A 17,161-nucleotide genomic window follows, 5' to 3' on the forward strand; every position below is an offset into this window, starting at 1 on the left:
CCTGGAGATCGAGGTGGAGCAGGCGGACGTTCCTGCCGCAGACGAGATCCTCTCGTTCGCCTCCGTCCACGGGAACTTCGTCTGCATCTCCGACCGCATCTTCCGCCGGTTCGAGATCGTCCTCCCTCCCGATAGCCGCCTCGAGATCCTCAAGGACGCGCTCCTCGAGGTCATACGCCTCGAGCCCGAAGGCTCGGGGGGGCTCAACCCCTACGAGGTCGAGGACTTCGTCGACGCGCTCGAGCGGACGCGGCAGAAGGCTCTCGCCGACGACAGCGCCTGACATCATGTTTCGTTCACCTTTTTGCCCGGGACCGCGAACCGATACGTGATCGGAGTGACGGAAAAGGAGAGAGGGGTGGGCGGGCTTGCCGTCAACACCATCCATACCATGGACTGCATCGAGGGCATGCGGCGCCTCCCGGCGGGCTCCGTCGACGTCATCGTCACGTCGCCGCCCTACAACATCGGGAAGGACTACAACTCCTACGACGACAGAAAGCCCCGCGAGGACTACCTCGGCTGGCTCGCGGAGTTCGCCGCCGGAGCGGCGCGGGTCCTCGCCGACGACGGCTCGTTCTTCCTCAACATCGGCGGCAAACCCCGGGACCCCTGGATCCCCTTCGACGCCGTCCAGCGGTTCCGCCCCCACTTCGAACTGCAGAACGTCATTCACTGGGTCAAGTCGATCGCCATAGAGAAGGAGGACGTCGGCGGCTACGAGAAGATCACCGGCGATATCGCCGTCGGCCACTACCAGCCGGTGAACAGCGCCCGCTACCTGAGCCAGTGCCACGAGCACATCTTCCACTTCACGAAGAAAGGGGACGTGGCGATCGACAGACTGGCGGTCGGCGTCCCCTACCAGGACAAGAGCAACATCGGCCGCTGGAAGGCGGCGGAGCGCGATCTCCGGGACCGGGGGAACACCTGGTTCATCCCCTACCGGACGATCCGCTCCTCCCGGCCGCACCCGACCAGTTTCCCGGAGAAACTTCCCGAGATGTGCATCCGGCTCCACGGCTGCCGGCCCGGAATGCTTGTTCTCGACCCCTTCATGGGCATCGGGAGCACGGCGCTTGCGGCGATCGCCCTCGGTGCGGACTACATCGGCTTTGAGATCGACCCGGAATACCGGGAGATTGCGGAGAGCCGGATCGTCGAAGCGCGCAGCGAGAAAGAACGAAACTAAAACTGGCGGATCTTATATCCCCTAAACCCCAACGAGAGACCGATGGAGACCCTCATCGCATTCGCCGTCATCCTCATAGCGATCACCGTCGCCTCGCTCAGGTACCGCCTCCCCCCGTTCCTCACCCTGGTGGGGGCATCCGTCCTCTTCGGCTTCATTGCCGGCATGCCTGAGGAGACGGTAATTGCGGCAGTCACCGGCGGTGCCGGCAGGATCTTCTCCATCCTCGCCGTGGTCATCTTCTGCGGGGTCGGCATCGCCCAGGTTCTCCGCGAGAGCGGCCGGATTGCTGATATCGTCGCCGACATCCGGGGACTGGTGCGCCGCCCCCTCGCCACGGCGGGAGCGGCCGGCTACCTCCTCTCCGTCCCGCTGATGTGCGGCATCACCTCGTTCGTCATCCTCGCCCCCATCCTCACGCACCTCTCTCCCGATCGGCAGGCCTCGAAGACCCTCCTCTACTGCGCCGGCGCCGCCGGGATGATCTCCTACGTGCTCCTCTACCCCGCTCCCGTCGTCTACTCGACCATTACGACCCTCGGCCTCTTCTCCGGCCGGCCCTGGAATATCGACCTCGCCGCCCTCCCCCTCTCCCTCCTTCTCCTCGCCGGGCTCCTCCTCGCCACGCGGAGACGCACGCCCCCGGCCGAACCGCCGGAGGAACCGGCGGCCGGGCGGGATCTCCGTGCCTGGCTGCCGTTCATCGTCATCGTCGGGATGCTCGCGGTCGGGTCGTTGGTGCCCCCGCTCCACGCCCTCGCGAACATCAACCTGGCGCTCCTTGCCGGGCTCTTCGCCGCCCTCGCCACCGTTCCGGGCGACGTCCGGGAGCGGGCGCTCCATAAGGGGACGAAGAACGCCGGGATCATCATCTTCGACCTCGCCGGTGCCGGGGCGCTCGGCGGCGTCATCGCCGCAAGCACCTTCCCCGCGGACGTGACCGCGCTGGTCACGGGCAATCTTCCCCTGATCATCCTCCCGTTCGTCATCGCCGCCCTGGTGCAGGCGGCACAGGGATCGAGGGTCGTGACCGCGGCCGTCACCGGCAGCATTCTCGCCACGACCCCGGCCGTCACAGCGATTAACCCCCTCGCCCTGGTGCTCATGGTCTCCGCGGGGGCGTTCATGTTCTCCTACGTCAGCGACCCCTTCTTCTGGCTGCTCAAACGGACGACCGGCGACGACTTCTCCGCGATCGTGCGGAACTACACCCTGCCGCTCTCGGCGGCGGGGCTCGTCACGCTCGCGGCGGCGCTGGTCGCCCAGGCCGTTCAATGACTGCATCTCTTACCCTGTGCCACCGATATTCACCAAAAAATTGGTCACGACCATGACCATTATATAATCCGGGCGGTATGTTGTCCCTGCCAGAGGGAGAATGATGGAAATCAAGTACGTATCGACGACATGCCCGTACTGTGGCACCGGGTGCGGGTTCAACCTTGTCGTCCGGGACGGCAAGGTCTTTGACGTTGCGCACTGGCAGCGCGCACCCGTCAACGGGGGCAAACTCTGCCCCAAAGGACGCTATGCCCATGAATTCATCAACAGCCCGGACCGCCTCACGAAACCGCTGATCAAGAAGGACGGCGGGTTTGTCGAGGCGACCTGGGACGAAGCCTACGACCTGATCGCGGAGAAGTTCGGGTCCTACAACCCCGACGAGATAGCCTGTCTCTCATCCGCCCGGACATCGAACGAGGAGAACTACCTGATGCAGAAGTTCGCCCGGGTAGTCCTCAAGACCCCGCACGTCGACCACTGCGCCCGGCTCTGCCATGCCTCCACCGTCGCGGGCCTCGCAGCGGTCTTCGGGTCGGGGGCGATGACCAACTCGATCAAGGACATAGCCGAGTCGAAATGCGTCTTCGTCCTTGGGAGTAACACCTTCGAGCAGCACCCGCTGATCGGGCGAAGCATCATCCGTGCGAAAGAGGCCGGTGGCAAGGTGATCGTGGCCGACCCGCGCTACACCCCCACCGCGAAGCAGGCCGATCTCTACATGCCGTTCATATCGGGCACCGACGTCGCGATCTTAAACGGCCTGATGCAGGAGATCATCAAAAACGGTCGGGAGGATAAGGAGTTCATCGAGAAGCGCACCAAAGACTTCGAGAAACTCAAGGAAGTCGTCATGAAGGATGACTACAGCCTCGAGAACGTCTCGAAAGTCTCCGGTACCCCTGTCGAGGGCCTCCGGACCGCGGCCGAGTGGATCGCGACCGCCGACGTCGCCACGCTCATCTACTCGATGGGCATCACCCAGCACACCGTCGGCGTCGACAACGTCAAATCGACCGCCAACCTGATGATGCTCACCGGCAACCTGGGCAAGCCCGGCAGCGGCGTCAATCCGCTCCGCGGCCAGAACAACGTCCAGGGCGCCTGCGATATGGGAGCCCTGCCGAACGTCTACTCGGGCTACCAGAAGGTCACCGACGAGGCGGCGCAGAAGAAGATGAAGGAGATGTGGGGCGTCGAGGAGATTGCCGAGGGCAAGGTCGGCTACACCGTCACCGAGATGGTCAACGTCCTCGCCGAGAGTCCCGGCAAACTCAAAGCGATGTACATCATGGGCGAGAACCCGATGCTCTCCGACCCCGACCTCGGCCATGTCGAGGAGGGGCTCAGGAACCTCGAGTTCCTGGTCGTGCAGGACATCTTCCTGACCGAGACCGCCGAACTCGCGGACGTGGTGCTCCCCGCTGCATGCTACGCCGAGAAGGACGGCACCCAGACGAACACCGAGCGGCGGGTCCAGCGCTGGAAGAAGGCCCAGGATCCGCCGGGCGAGGCGAAGGAAGACTGGAAGATCCTCTGCGAACTCGGAAGCAGGATGGGCTATCCGGAGCAGTTTGCGTTCGAGAGCCCCGAAGCGGTCTTCGACGAGGTCGCCGCCGTCACGCCGTCCTACCACGGCATGTCCTATGGGCGCCTCGACCCCGACGGCCTGCACTGGCCCTGTCCGACCGAGGAGCACCCGGGAACGCCGATCCTTCATCGGGAGACGTTCGCCATGCCCGATGGGCTCGGCGTCTTCTCACCGATCGAGTGGAAGCCGCCGGCGGAAGTCCCCGACGCCGAGTATCCGTTCGTCCTCACGACCGGCCGCACGATCTGGCAGTGGCACACCGGCACCATGACCCGCCGGTCGTGGAGCCTCGAGAAAGAGGCGCCCATCGGCTGGATCGAGATCAACCCCGAGGACGCAAAGGCACTCGGGATCAAAGACGAAGAGGTCGTCCGGGCAAGCACCCGGCGGGGCTCGGTCGAGATCCCCGCACGGGTCACCCCAGAGATCATCAAGGGTGTCATGTTCATACCGTTCCACTACAAGGAGCACCCGGCGAACAGGCTGACCCACAATGCGCTTGACCCCGTAGCGAAGATCCCCGAGTTCAAGGCGTGTGCCGTGAGAGTCGAAAAGATCACCGAGGAGGCCTGAAAATGGCTGGCAAAGGCGATTTACTCTATGCATGGACGACGGACGACGAACTCCGCGCGAAGGCCGAGACCGGCGGGGCGGTCACCGCGCTGCTGCGCCACGCCCTCGAGAGCGGCATGGTCGACGCGGTCTTCGCGGTCAGGAAGGGCGCGGACGTCTACGACGCGCTGCCGGCCATGATCACCGATCCCGCCGAGATCGGGGGGATTGCGGGATCGCTTCACTGCGGCACCCTGCTGCTCCCCAAGCAGATGCGGCGATGTCTTCTTGCCACCGAGCCGAACATGAGGATCGCGACCGTACTTAAAGGCTGCGACGTCAAGGCAATCTACGAGATGGCGAAGCGCAACCAGGTCAACCTGGACAACATCATCATCATCGGCCTCAACTGCGGCGGCACCATCCGGCCGGAGACGGCCCGGATCATCGTCCGGGAGAAGCTCGGCCTTGACCCCGATTCGGTCGTCAAGGAGGAGATCGACAAAGGAAAGTTCATCGTCGTGACAAAGGACGGCGAGCACGCCTCCGTCTCAATCGACGAACTCGAGGAGGGGTCGGAGGATCTCCTCGGGGACCCGGGCCTCGGCCGCCGCAGCAACTGCCGCCGGTGCAAGATCAAGATCCCGCGCCAGGCAGACCTTGCCTGCGGCAACTGGGGCGTTATTGGTGAAAAAGCCGGCAACGCCACCTTCGTCGAAGTCTGCTCCGAGAAGGGTGCAAACCTCCTCAACGCCGCCGCAAAAGCCGGAGCGGTCTCCACCGAGCCCGCAAACCCCAAGGGCATCGAGATCCGCGGCAAAGTCGAGAACGCGATGCTGAAACTCGGCGATAAGTGGCGGGAACGCTACTTCGGGGCGCTCGGCGAGGGAACGGAGCGCCTGAACAGGATCCGGGAGCAGACGAGCCGGTGCATCAAGTGCTACTCCTGCATCGAGAACTGCCCGATCTGCTACTGCGTCGACTGCAGCACGAAGAAGGACTACCTGGTCGAGCCCGGCGTGATCCCGCCGCCGTTCATGTTCCACCTGATCCGGTTCGCGCACATCTCCGACTCATGCGTCAACTGCGGCCAGTGCGAGGAGCTCTGCCCCGTGGAGATCTCGAACTCGGTCTTCCTTCACGCCATCCAGACCGACCTCGAGAAACTCTTCGGGTTCCACCCGGGCGAGGACATGACCCCGCCGGTGCTCGCGCTCGTCGAGGAGACGGCGGAGAGAAAACGCCTCGAGGCGACGGGGAGCGATCAGATCTTCGACATCTTCAGATGACCCGGGCTGAAATCTCAACCCTCCGCCCTTTTTTTGCCGCCGGAACTCTTTTCTGCTGCCGTATCCGATTCGATCAGGGTAACGGAACCGGTACGGTGGCGCCTCCCTGCCGACCGCGATGCCTTCTGGGTATAGGCCTTCATAATATCCGTCCGGGTGATGAACCCGGAGAGTTCTCTTGGGTCGTCTGCCGGGACGACGGGCAGGTGATGAATGTCGCGCTCGGTCATCAGATCCAGGGCCTCGCGGAGCGTACAGGCGTGATGCACGGTGAATACACGTGAACTCATGGCATCCTCCACCAGTTCGTCATGTTCGCCGTTTATCCGGTTGTCTCTGACATCGTCGAGAGCGATCATGCCGACGAGGCTCCCTTTCTTATCGAGCACCGGAAATCCGGTGTGCAGCGTCCTGTCAATCAGGTGAAGCACCCGTCCGGCGGTATCATCGGGCGAAACGGCCACAATCCGGTCACGGGGCACCATAACATCGCCCACGTGAATATCCTGAAGGATCTCAATCATATACTCGTCGCGGTGAGCGGGCGACTGTGAACGGTTCAACACCTGTTCGCGGAAGATGGTGGACTGGCCGATGAGAATGACCGCCACAGATACGGCGCCCATCGCCGGCACGAGCAGGGAGAAGTCGCCGGTCATCTCCACGACCATGATCATGACCGCGATGGGTGCATGGGAGATCGCACCGAAGAGAGCGATCATCCCGACGATGAAGAAGACCGGCACTGATTCGGCGGGTATGATCCCGGGAAGGGCGAGGTGCAGCAGGGAACCGAAGGCGCCTCCCGTCGCCCCCCCGATCACCAGCCCCGGTGCGAAGACGCCGCCGCTCCCCCCGGAACCGATGGTGAGCGACGTAGTCAGGATCTTTGCAAACGGGAGGAAGAGCAGCACCCCGACAGGGAGCATGTTATAGAGCGCGAGTTGCGCAAAGCCGTATCCGGTACCGAGGCTCCCGAGCCCGACGATTGCCGCTTCGGGAGAGAGGGCGGCAAGAGCGAGGACGAACGTGCCGGTGAGGAATGCCCCGGCGAGGGGTTTGAAATGATTCGGGATCTTCAGGCGGCTGAATACCTTTTTGAAAATCCTGTTTGTCCCATAGAATGTGTTTATGTAGATCAGACCGACTGCAGTCGAGACCACGCCGAGGAGGATGAAGAACGGGATCTGGGAAACGTTCCAGGAAGTCACCCCGGGGCCGAAGACCGGTTCAAAGCCTTCAACCAGGCCGAAGATGGCGTAACCGATGACAGAAGCCAGAAACGCAGGAACGATCGCTTCGGTCTCGAAATCCTGCCTGTAGAGGATCTCCGCAGCGAGGATCGCCCCCCCGAGAGGCGCCATAAAGATCGTGCCGATTCCGGCGCCGACACCGGTGGCGATAGCAAGCCTCCGCTCACGTGCGGAGAGGCCCAGAAGATCGGCGGCGATCGAGCCGAAGCCGGCCGACATCTGTGCGGTCGGCCCTTCACGCCCCGCGCTTCCTCCCGTCGAGATGGTCAGGACGGCGGTGACTGCTTTGACGAGGGGAACGCGCCAGCGCACTTTTTTCCCTCCGTGAAACGCCTTTATCGCCGCATCCGTCCCGTGCCCCTCCGCCTCCGGGGCGAAGGTGTAGACCAGGAGACCGGAGAGAAGCCCTCCGAAACAGATGACGGGGAGGATCATCCAGAGGTTATCGGGAGGAGCCCACTGAGCAATATCCTGGAGGTTCTGCCCTTCCTTAGGGATTTGAAACCCTACGATCCCTTCCATGAAGAATGCAGTTCCCAGTTTCAACCCTTCGAAAAAGAACAGAGCGCCGAGGCCGGCAATGAGCCCGACGATGACGGCGATAAGTATAACTCTCCTGTAGGGAGTGACGGTTTCCTCGACCTGCATGGAATACAGTGAATACGTTAGCCCAACATTTATGTGATTTGATTGACTTCGTGCGATAGTATATGGGAAAAAGTTATGTGCGTCCGCCGGATTTCCCGGTGCGCCTGCTTCATCGGCATCGCTCCCGGACAGCCCGATGGCCTCCCGCGAGGGTGCCCGGGTACCGGTTGCCACCAGAAGCCCGACAGTGACCCTATAAGACGCGATGTCCGGGGCGAGGGGTTCCCAGACTGCACCCACAATCGGCGGAGGCCCGGTATATCCGTATCGCCGGGAGGAGCGTGACATCGGATGGATTATCGGAGGTACCCATCTCCGGGAGAGGCAGATGTTCGTCCCGTTCTTGAGGGCTGTCAGTACAAGATCCCGCGTCCGTCATCCCCGGTGGCGGCTATCGGGACAGACCCCGGAGAGACGGAGCGCACACACGGGTGGGGATGGGTGCCGCGGCATCTTCAGAGCTGTTCAAAAGGAGGCGCGATCCGGAGAGGGGTGGCCTGTTAAACCGGATAAATAAACTATTTTCTCAAAAAAACGCTTTAAAATCCCTTTCCACACCCATTCTTGAAGCATATCCCGACGCGCATACATCTATGACGATTTTACCGCACGCCCGGTACCCCGGCCCAGGCACGCGTGGAAAGGGCAGGATCTGCGCGCCCGCCTCCGTACACCTGTCCGCAAACTCGCTTCAAACCCCATATATTCTGCGTGGCTGCGTATGTAATAGCAAAAGCATCGTTTATTGATATTTGGTGTTTAACGACAGGAATTAACTTAAAGCGGGGATAAACGCCTGAATTTTGGTTATCTTCGCCGCGCACAGCGATCATTTCGAAACCTATTAATAGCACTCTTAAATTACTGATTAACTAGACCTATCCATTCGAATTACTTGATGGTATAGGTAGGACGTTTAGAGAGGTGTATGAAAAATGGTATTCCATCCTCCAGTTGCTATCGTAGCAAAAGCAGGTGATGCCGGGAAGTACAAGGTCGGACTGCCGGCCTGGAACATGGTCCTGCGTGGTGTCCTGTCCGGAGCATTCATCGCGATGGGTGCTGCCCTGGCGACGGTCTGTTCGACCGGTATCCAGGCAACCGACGTTGCGATGCGGTTCGGTGCCGCGAGTCCCGGTGTCTCCCAGCTCATTCTGGGTGCTGTCTTCCCTGTGGGGCTTATCATCACAATCATGACCGGTGCCGAACTCTTCACCGGCGACGCGATGCTCGCCCCTATGGCGGCGTTCATCCACAAGGTCAGCTGGGCTAGTGTGCTCAACCTCTGGGTCTGGGTATATATCGGCAACCTCATCGGGTCGCTTATCTTCGCGTATATCATGGCATACGGCCCGTTCGCCAGCTTCGATGCCGCCGGAGCCGCGACGCTCACCGCGTTCGGCACGAGAGCGGTTGCCATAGCAACCGCAAAGACGAGTTACGTCGGTGCCATGGGCCTCTGGTCGCTCTTCCTCAAGGCAATCGGCTGTAACTGGCTCGTCAACCTTGCTGTCTTGCTCGGTATCTGCGCCGACGACGCGATCGGTAAGATCGTCGGTATCTGGTTCCCGATCTTCGCTTTCGTCGCCAGCGGGTTCGAGCAGTGTGTTGCGAACATGTACTTCATCCCCGCAGGCATCTTCTGCACGGGCATCGACCCCACGAAGGCAGTCGAGACGCTGAACTGGGTGACCATGTGGACCAACAACATCATTGTGGCCACGCTCGGCAACATCGTCGGCGGTCTCTTCTTCGTCGGTGTTCTCTACTGGGTCGCGTTCAGAAAGGAAATTGCAGCCCTTAAGTAACCCTGATTGACGATGCAAATCGGAGATGTCAAAGTGAGGGTGACGGCCGTTACCGTGGCCGTCTTCCTCTTTTTTATCATCCTGATCGCCGCGTATGTCTTCACAACCGGGGATGTACGCACGCTGTATTGGGCGGTACCCTCGGCGGTCATGCTGCTTCTCATACCCATGGCACTCAACTACATGAGCCAGAAGCAGTACGCGTCGCTGGTGCCGATATATGAAGCGGAAGCAAAGAACGCCCGGATACGGGAGATCAACTTGAACAAGCTCGGCGAACCGGTGCGCATAAAGGGTGTCGTCGAGCGGGTTCACTTCCAGTTCCTCAACCGGCCGCAGTACCTCGTCGCCGACCGGACAGGTGAGATATCGGTCAAGATGTTCACCTCACCGGCAGAAGACGTGCAGAAAGGGGACCTGGTCGAGGTGCTCGGAGTCGTCGTCAAACGCTACATCATGACCGGGGATGCGGTCATCAACTGCGTCTCCATACGGAAAGTCGAGAGCGTTCAGCAATCCTGACGCCCGCAGGGCGTCAAGCAATTCAGTGAAGGGACGGCGGAAACGGTACGGTTTCCTGCCAGAATCACCTTCGTGCGTTGTTAAAACGTCTTTTCAAGCCCGTCGTCTATCGGCTTTGCCGCCGGCTTTCTGTTGAGATCCAGGATATAGTCCTCGAAGAGATGGATCCGGGTGCTCACCGGGAAGGGTATCCCGATGGTGCTGATGACCGCCTCTCCGCGTTCGAGCGTCTGGATCTCGGAGTCCAGAGCCGAGAGATCCTGTTTTGCGCTGCTTGCGATGGTGTCGCGGTCGCCGCGATCGGAGAGCCCCATCACCACGAAGGTGTTCAGCTGCGCAAGAACCCGGGCGTCGATGTTCTTGGGCTGCTGGGTGACCACGCAGAGCCCCACGCCGAACTTCCGCCCCTCCATCGCCGCCTCGCGGAACGTCCTGGTGTTCCCGAGCCCCGAGCCGAGCACCCGCTGCGCCTCCTCGATGGTGATCAGCACCTGCTTGGGCTCCCCCTCGCCCCCGGCCTCCTCGCCCTGGTGGCTGCGCATGATCTTGCGGGTTATGATCGAGAGGACGAAGAGCTCGCTCTGCTCGCTCATCCCGGGGATGTCGATCAGGACGACCTTGTTCTCGTGGAGCGCCTTCAGGATATCCGGGATCGAGGAGCCCTGCCTCCGGAAGAAGCCCCGATTCCGGTTCATCATCCCCGCGATGCGCCGCTGCATCACCGAGAGGGTGCTCGGCGAGAAGTTCTTCAGGTCGTTCGCTATCCGGGGGTGCCGGCCGGTGTAGGTCCCGGCGTCGAAGGTCGCGAAATCGGTGCTCTGGAAGAAGTCGATCACGTCGGAGCCGGGCGTGCTCTCGAGCATCTCCACGACCTCGCGCTGGGGCGGCGAGTGCTCGTAGAGGAGGAGGAGGTCGGGCGCCCTGAAGTCGTCGTGGTCCAGGTAGAGCTGGTTCAGGTGATACTTCCGCCTGTAATCCTCCGGCCGGGTGGAGAAGACCTCGAGCCCGTCCCGGCCGGCCTGGTAATGCAGGAGCCCCATGGTGGCCTCTCCGCTCGACGACCGGCCTCCCGCCACGTACTCGCCGTGCGGGTCGACGATGAGGAGCCCGAACTCGCGTGCCCTCATGCAGGAGGCGCAGAAGACCTTCATGAAGTTGCTCTTGCCCATGCCGGTCGTCGCGAAGACGCCCATGTGCTGGCGCATCACCTGTGCATGGAGCGCCACCCTGACGTCTTTTAAGACGCCCTGACCGGTCTTCATCACCCCGACCTCGATCTCGCCCATCACCTGCGCGAGGAACGCGAAGTCGCGCGAGTCCGGGCGCTCGACGCGGGAGAACTTCGCAGGGATCGTCCGGGGTTTGCGGAACGTGCCGTCGCCCCCGACGTATCCGAGCGGCGTCGCCTCCACGAGGATGAAGACGTCCTCCCCGATCCCGTAGAAGTGCTCGGTATGGGGTCGGGTATCCCACTTCGGGTCGGAGAAGTTGCAGTCGTGGAGGAGATCGTTCACCTTCGCAAAGAACGTCAGCCCTTTGATGTCGTCGGTGATCTTCAACACGTCCCCGAGATAGAGTTCCGCGTCGTGGGGGACGGCAAACCGGTAACCGAGCACCCGGTCACCGATCAGGCGGTATTTCGAGGCGTCGTCGCCGTCAATATCGGTCAAACTCATCATGATAGTCACCAAAGAGGCCGGTGTAATCGGAAAGGGTCATGCCGAGCCGATCCATGTCGCGGATGATGTCCTGGCGGACCTGCTCGACCGCATCCTTCCCGATCTTGGTGGTGAGGTGGGCGTCGAGGAGCGGGTAGGGGTAGCCCGTGACCCTCCCGTCGTCGGCGTAGGCCGCGAGCGCCGAGAAGACCCGCTCGACCATCTCCGCGCTGTAGAACGCGGGGATCTCCACCTTGAACGCCCGCTCCGCCCGCGGGTGCAGCCGGGCGACGTACTGCTCGCCCCGCTGCTTCCAGGAGTGTGTCTCCAGGCGGTCGATCAGGCCTTCGGCGGCGGAGACGCAGAGGTACCACGGTCCCGGGATGCCGAGATCGCGGGCGAGCCCTTCCGCCGCCGGGACGATCGGGTGTCCGCCGCCCCAGGTGAGCGACGTCCGTTTCGTCACCGCGGCGATCAGCACCCCCCGGAGGTTGCAGAGGTTCAGGAGGCGCTCGACGACCTCGTCGTGGCTCGCGTGGCGGACCTGGAGCGTGCCGTCGAGGACGATGAGGTCACCGGCATCGAGCTCCGCGGCCATCTCCATCGCCGCCCAGAACTCAAGGGTATCCCGGATGACGGCGGTATTCCGAACCGGGTCGTCGTGGTCGAGGTGCACCTTCGGGGTGCAGTGGAAGCAGTCATGATAGATCTCGTCGAAGTCCACGTTCCCCTTCCCCGGGTTGACCGTGACGATCTGGAGAGGCGTCGTCCGGTGGTGGAGGCGCGAACCGTCCGCGTACGAGCTGACCGATGCCCGGACGGCGGCAACGGCAAAACTGCCTGCATCGAGGATGACGGTGTTGCTCCCGTCCACCGCACAGACCGCCCCGTCGAACCGGGATGGGCAGCGGCGATACGACGAAGTGTCGAACCCCCCGGCGGCCGCGAACCGCCCGGCAAGGTCGGGCGGGGCGCACTCGCGGATCCGCCCTGCGATCCGACGGATCGCGTCCCGGTAAACGATATTCGGGTCGGTCATTCGAACTCCCTGACCCGGCTCGCCTGATCTCCACCCATCTCGACCATCAGCGTCGTCGAGAACTCGTCCTGAACCTCGGTGATATGGGATATCAGGAGGATCTGGGGGAAGTGAGCCTCCTGGGTCCGGAGCGCCCGGAGAAGGTTGTTGCGCCGTCCCTCATCCTGGCTCCCGAAGATCTCGTCGAAGATCAGGAACGTGGAGTCGTGCACCTCGTTCACCTCGGCGAGGAACCGGGAGAGCGCCACCCGGAGTGCGATGGCGATATCGTCCTGCTCGCCGCCGCTGAACCGGTCGGCCGGGTAGTCGTCGCCCATATCGTGGACGAGGACGGTGAAGTCGTCGTCGAGCATCACCGTGCCGTAGCGCCCGTCGGTGATCTCCGCGAGCACCCTCCCCGCCTCCTCCTCGATCCGGTCCCTGACCACCTGGAGGAGGTAGTCGGCATACTCTTTGATCAGCGACCGGGTCAGTTTCAGCCGCACGATCTCCTCGGTGAGCGCCTCCTGCTGCCGGATGAGGTCGTCCGCACGCGAGAGTCGCCCGGTCTCTTTCTCGAGATCCATCTTGAGACTGTTTATCCGGAAAGCAACGGCGGATCGCTGCTCGCGTGCCGCCGCAAGATCCCGTTCGCAGCCCGCGACCCGCTCCTCCGCCGCCGCGACAGCCTCCTCGGTGAACCCGAATTCTTCGACGGCCTCCCTGGCCCGGAGCAGCGCGCCCTCTCTCTCTGCGAGGAGCGTCCGCTTCGCCTCCAGCGCCTCGACCAGCCTCGGGACCTCTTCGAGGCGGACGCGGAGTTCGAACGCTCTCCGGTGCGCCGCTTCGGCACGGCCGCATTCCTCGTTGAGGCGTGCGTACCGGTCGGGGTCGAACGAGAGCCGGGCGAGTTCATCCCGGATAGCCTGCAACTTCTCCCCGAACTCGTCGATTCGTGCGGAGATGCCCTGCAGTTCCTCTGCCAGCGCCGGCCGCCGCGCGAGCCGGGCCTGTGCTTCCGCGTAAGCCCGGTAAGACGGCTCGAGCGCCTGCGCCTCGGCCTCCAGCCGCTGCAGGGCCGCCGGGTCGAACCCGAGCCGGGAGATCTTCGTCTCAAGTTCCTCCTTTCGGGCGAGGTGGTCCTCGACGTCGCCGATGAGCCGCTGCCGCTCCTCCTGGAGGGGGTGGAGACGGCTGCATTCGCCCCGGAGGGTATCGGCCGCCGCCCGCTTCTCCGAGAGTGCGCGGATCCGCTCCTTGAGAGCGGCGTGCGCCGCCGGGTCGTACTCTTCCACCCCGAGCGCCCGCATCGCCGCACGGTGCCCCTCCGCCTCGGCCCGCCACCGCTCTCCGACGCTCGCGCTCTGCTCGTACCGGGACGAATACAGCGCGTGCTGCTCTTTTAAGCGTTGCAAGGCGGTGCGCTGCCCGTAAAGGTCCTTCAGTGCGGCGACGAGGCTCGCGTGCTCGGCGGTCGCCCTCGTATGCCCGCCCTCGAGGTCGGCGAGCGCCTTCTGCATCGCCGCTGCAGCATTTGCAAGATCGCCGACCAGTTCCTCGTAGTGGTCGCCGAGGCCCTGGTGGCACGTCGGGCACGACCCCTCCGGGCCGGCGGCAAGGATCTCCGCCCGGTGTTCGGCCAGCCTTCGGATCTCCTCACGGATCGTCTCCTGCCGTTCGGAGCACGCGCTGATCCGCGAGGTCAGGTACTCTTTCCGGCTCTCCGTTGATTCGATCTGTTCTTCGATGGAGTCCATCCCGGCAAGCTGTCGGGCGAGCCCGGCAATCTCGCTCTCGAGGAGACTCATCTCTTCGGAAGCCGCGTCGACCTCCCGCAGGCACCGCTCCTCCTGCCGGGCGAGTTCCTGGGCGCGGAGAAACACCTCCTCGCGGGCCAGGAGGGCGTCGTACTCCCCGATCTCCTCTTCGAGAGCGCGGAGACGCCCGGCCTTCTCCTCGATCCCTTCGATCTCCGTCCGGTTCTCCCCGACTCGCCGCTCGATCTGGGCGAACCGCTCTTCCATGCGCGCGAGTTCTTCGCGGAGGGCGTCGTACTCCGGCTGGAGTTCCTTCATCGCAGCGATGCGCTCGCGGAGGGCCTGCCACCCGGCGACTTCGCGGGTAAGGCCGGCAGCCGCTTTTTCGTCCTCTGCAAGCGCGGCGAGTTCTTTCTCGGCCTTCGTGCGGCGCTCGCCGTGCTCCCGAACCTGCTCCTCCGCAGCATTCGCTTCGAGGGTCAGACGTTCGGTGAACTCCTTCTCCCCGGCCATCGCGGCCGTTTCGGCCTTCAGGGCCTCATAGCGGTCGGCAAGGAGAGCGAGTCCTTCGAGTTCGGCCTGCAGCCGCTGCCGTTCAGCGATCTCCCCTTCCGTCTCCCGGCACTCGCCCTGGAGCCGCTCGATCTCGGCCGCGAGCATCTCCTCTTCCCGCGAAAGGTGCAGGTAACGCTCGCGCACCGAGAGCAGCCGGTCGCGCTCCTTCCTCGCACCATCGAGTTCCTCCGCGGCAGCCGTCTCTCTCCCCAGGGCTTTCTCCGCCTCCTCCTCCGCCCCGGCGAGATCTGCGCGGAGCGCCGCAAGGCGGTCGCGAACCCCTTCGGCATCCAGTTCCTGGAGCCGGCCGGAGAGCTCCCGGCAGCTCCCTTCCCGGGCATCGACGATCAATTTGAGGTGCTCCATGCTGTCTTTCTTGAGGTAATCGATGCCCAGCACCTGCATGAACCAGTCCTTCCGGGATCCGGCCCTGCTCTCGAGCAGGGCAAGGAGTTCCTTCTGCCCGGCGTAGATGGTGTTGCGGAAATCGCCCGGGCCCATGCCGACAACCCGCTGCACCTCCTGCCCCACCTTCTGGACGCTGCTCGCGAGGAGTTTCTGGTTCAGGTAGAGATTTGCCTCGTGGAGGTTTGACGAGGCGCGGCGTTTGAATCTGCGGACAACGGCGTACTCGTTGCCGCCGACCGAAAAGTCCAGGCGAACCTCGCAGATGTCCTGCGGCCCCGCAAATGAACTGACGATGTAATCACCGTCGAGCCCGGTGCCCTGTACGCCGTAGAGGGCGAAGAGGACGGCGGAGACGATGCTGCTCTTGCCGGTCCCGTTGTTCCCGACGATCCCCGTGATGCCGTCCTGGAAGACGATCTCCTGGTCGCGGAAGCGCTTGAAGTTCCGCATCCGGAGTTTATTCAGAAGCACTCTCCACCTCTTTATGGCGCGCGATGACCGACCGGAGAACCTCCGTCCCGGTCTTCTTCACGAACTCCTCGTCGCCGGGAGCAAGGTGCTCCCTCTCCACGAACCGCTCGAATTCGGCGGCGTAGTCGAGGCCGACGAGCGAGTCCTCGTAACAGATCCGGGACGGGTCGTCGACGGCCATCACCTGCAGTTTGAGATCCAGTGCACGGTTCCGGACATCCTGGAGCGCTTTCTGGTCGAGCGCGCGGAGCGTATCGCGGCGTATCCCATCGAGCGTGACCTGGCAGATCGCATGGTAGATCATCTTCTCGTGGCTCTCGGCAGCGTCGAGGATCCCGTCCACGACCTCTCTCGCCGAGAGCCCGTCGCAGTTGATCCGGCCGAGGCTGAACATCGGCGTGCGCGGGAGTTCGATATGCTCGACCTCGCCTGATGCAAGGTTCACGGCGAGGCCGCCCTTCTCCTCTGCGATCTCCCCGTAGTTGCAGTGTTCGAGCGAGCCGCTATACCAGGCGTTGTCCGCGACCTGCACCTGGCCGTGGAAGTGGCCGAGCGCGATGTAGTCGAACCGGTCGGAGAGGATGGTCGCGTCCAGTTCGTGCTCGGCGACGGTATGCAGCCGTTTGTCCTTTAAGATGCTTGCAAGGCCGTGGGTGACGAGCACGTTCGTGCCGCCGGAAAACTCGACCTCTTCGAACGCCCTCCGGTAGCCTTCCGCCTCGAGCATATTCGGTATCAGGTGAAAGACGGTCTCCCCGAGTTCCACCCGCCGGTAGCGGTTGTGGTGGGCGACGTAGAGGTCGCGGGCGCGGTAGCCCCCGCGCTCGAGCACCTCGAACGGCGACGCCGTGTACCGGGTCTTGGCCATGCTGTGGTTGCCCGCGACCATGAGCACCGGGATTCCCGCATCGTGCAGGCGGGAGAGGGCGTCGAGCGCCGTCGTGTAGGCGCGGGTCTTCGGCTTGACCTGGTGGAAGAGGTCACCCGCGTGGACGAGCGCATCGGGCCGTAAGGCAACGATCCGGTCGACGGCGGCAAGGAAGTTTTCGTAGATGAGTTGCTCACGCAGGTTCATCCCGGTCTCCGGATCCACCCGGTTAAAAGCCGATAATCCGAGATGCGTGTCTGCCAGGTGAACGATCTTCATGCCCAATTAGT

Annotated in this window: 12 protein-coding genes; 7 read left to right on the plus strand and 5 right to left on the minus strand. The window is 63.1% G+C overall.

From position 1 onward, the window contains the following. Nucleotides 1-13 precede the first annotated feature (13 nt). The 5 genes from SZ63_RS08825 (at nucleotide 14) to SZ63_RS08845 (ending at nucleotide 5,905) form a co-directional block, all read left to right on the plus strand. Complete coding sequence (locus tag SZ63_RS08825) at nucleotides 14-283, plus strand: hypothetical protein (protein ID WP_048184362.1); 270 nt, start codon at nucleotides 14-16, stop codon at nucleotides 281-283. Nucleotides 284-337: 54 nt separating this feature from the next. After that, nucleotides 338-1,192 (plus strand): DNA-methyltransferase, encoded by an 855-nt coding sequence (locus SZ63_RS08830; RefSeq protein ID WP_082122740.1) that lies wholly within the window; start codon nucleotides 338-340, stop codon nucleotides 1,190-1,192. Between the two features lie 42 nt (nucleotides 1,193-1,234). Next, nucleotides 1,235-2,470: a GntP family permease gene (locus SZ63_RS08835; RefSeq protein WP_048184364.1), complete on the plus strand. Its 1,236-nt coding sequence runs from the start codon at nucleotides 1,235-1,237 to the stop codon at nucleotides 2,468-2,470. A 103-nt stretch (nucleotides 2,471-2,573) separates the two neighbouring features. After that, a complete protein-coding gene (gene fdhF, locus SZ63_RS08840; protein WP_048184680.1) occupies nucleotides 2,574-4,637 on the plus strand; it encodes a formate dehydrogenase subunit alpha in 2,064 nt (687 codons plus the stop codon). Nucleotides 4,638-4,639: 2 nt separating this feature from the next. Further along, nucleotides 4,640-5,905, plus strand: a complete 1,266-nt coding sequence (locus SZ63_RS08845; protein WP_048184366.1) for a Coenzyme F420 hydrogenase/dehydrogenase, beta subunit C-terminal domain — start codon at nucleotides 4,640-4,642, stop codon at nucleotides 5,903-5,905. 14 nt (nucleotides 5,906-5,919) lie between these two features. Here the strand turns inward: SZ63_RS08845 and SZ63_RS08850 are convergent, their stop codons facing one another. Then, entirely contained in the window at nucleotides 5,920-7,806 is a 1,887-nt protein-coding gene (locus SZ63_RS08850) for a chloride channel protein (RefSeq protein ID WP_082122727.1), read from the minus strand. Nucleotides 7,807-8,741: 935 nt separating this feature from the next. Here SZ63_RS08850 and SZ63_RS08855 point away from each other — a divergent pair. Both SZ63_RS08855 and SZ63_RS08860 read left to right on the plus strand, forming a co-directional pair. Beyond that, complete coding sequence (locus tag SZ63_RS08855; RefSeq protein ID WP_048184368.1) at nucleotides 8,742-9,614, plus strand: formate/nitrite transporter family protein; 873 nt, start codon at nucleotides 8,742-8,744, stop codon at nucleotides 9,612-9,614. 12 nt (nucleotides 9,615-9,626) lie between these two features. Then, nucleotides 9,627-10,136 (plus strand): nucleotide-binding protein, encoded by a 510-nt coding sequence (locus SZ63_RS08860; protein WP_048184369.1) that lies wholly within the window; start codon nucleotides 9,627-9,629, stop codon nucleotides 10,134-10,136. Nucleotides 10,137-10,216: 80 nt separating this feature from the next. On the opposite strand, the gene SZ63_RS08865 is transcribed toward SZ63_RS08860, so the two are convergent. The 4 genes from SZ63_RS08865 to SZ63_RS08880 are packed head-to-tail and all read right to left on the minus strand — an operon-like array spanning nucleotide 10,217 to nucleotide 17,150. Next, the gene (locus SZ63_RS08865) at nucleotides 10,217-11,815 is read right to left on the minus strand and encodes an ATP-binding protein (RefSeq protein WP_048184371.1); all 1,599 of its coding nucleotides are present in this window, start codon (nucleotides 11,813-11,815) and stop codon (nucleotides 10,217-10,219) included. After that, nucleotides 11,793-12,833 carry a DNA double-strand break repair nuclease NurA gene (locus SZ63_RS08870; RefSeq protein ID WP_048184374.1) on the minus strand — a complete coding sequence of 347 codons (1,041 nt, stop codon included), beginning with the start codon at nucleotides 12,831-12,833 and terminating at the stop codon, nucleotides 11,793-11,795. Before SZ63_RS08870 ends, SZ63_RS08865 begins: the two co-directional genes overlap by 23 nt. Continuing rightward, a complete protein-coding gene (locus SZ63_RS08875; RefSeq protein ID WP_048184376.1) occupies nucleotides 12,830-16,003 on the minus strand; it encodes an AAA family ATPase in 3,174 nt (1,057 codons plus the stop codon). The genes SZ63_RS08870 and SZ63_RS08875 overlap by 4 nt, the downstream gene beginning before the upstream one ends. Beyond that, nucleotides 15,990-17,150: a metallophosphoesterase family protein gene (locus tag SZ63_RS08880; RefSeq protein WP_048184378.1), complete on the minus strand. Its 1,161-nt coding sequence runs from the start codon at nucleotides 17,148-17,150 to the stop codon at nucleotides 15,990-15,992. The genes SZ63_RS08875 and SZ63_RS08880 overlap by 14 nt, the downstream gene beginning before the upstream one ends. Nucleotides 17,151-17,161 lie beyond the last annotated feature (11 nt).

The organism is Methanoculleus sediminis (assembly GCF_001017125.1).
In the GTDB taxonomy this organism is placed as follows: Archaea; Halobacteriota; Methanomicrobia; order Methanomicrobiales; family Methanoculleaceae; genus Methanoculleus; species Methanoculleus sediminis.

What these genes read in the sequence shown, in the direction of transcription:
- SZ63_RS08870 (WP_048184374.1), bottom strand. Translation starts at nt 12,833, where the DNA reads ATGACCGACCCGAATATCGTTTACCGGGACGCGATCCGTCGGATCGCA.
- SZ63_RS08860 (WP_048184369.1), top strand. Translation starts at nt 9,627, where the DNA reads ATGCAAATCGGAGATGTCAAAGTGAGGGTGACGGCCGTTACCGTGGCC.
- SZ63_RS08845 (WP_048184366.1), top strand. Translation starts at nt 4,640, where the DNA reads ATGGCTGGCAAAGGCGATTTACTCTATGCATGGACGACGGACGACGAA.
- SZ63_RS08835 (WP_048184364.1), top strand. Translation starts at nt 1,235, where the DNA reads ATGGAGACCCTCATCGCATTCGCCGTCATCCTCATAGCGATCACCGTC.
- SZ63_RS08865 (WP_048184371.1), bottom strand. Translation starts at nt 11,815, where the DNA reads ATGATGAGTTTGACCGATATTGACGGCGACGACGCCTCGAAATACCGC.
- SZ63_RS08880 (WP_048184378.1), bottom strand. Translation starts at nt 17,150, where the DNA reads ATGAAGATCGTTCACCTGGCAGACACGCATCTCGGATTATCGGCTTTT.
- SZ63_RS08850 (WP_082122727.1), bottom strand. Translation starts at nt 7,806, where the DNA reads ATGCAGGTCGAGGAAACCGTCACTCCCTACAGGAGAGTTATACTTATC.
- fdhF (WP_048184680.1), top strand. Translation starts at nt 2,574, where the DNA reads ATGGAAATCAAGTACGTATCGACGACATGCCCGTACTGTGGCACCGGG.
- SZ63_RS08855 (WP_048184368.1), top strand. Translation starts at nt 8,742, where the DNA reads ATGGTATTCCATCCTCCAGTTGCTATCGTAGCAAAAGCAGGTGATGCC.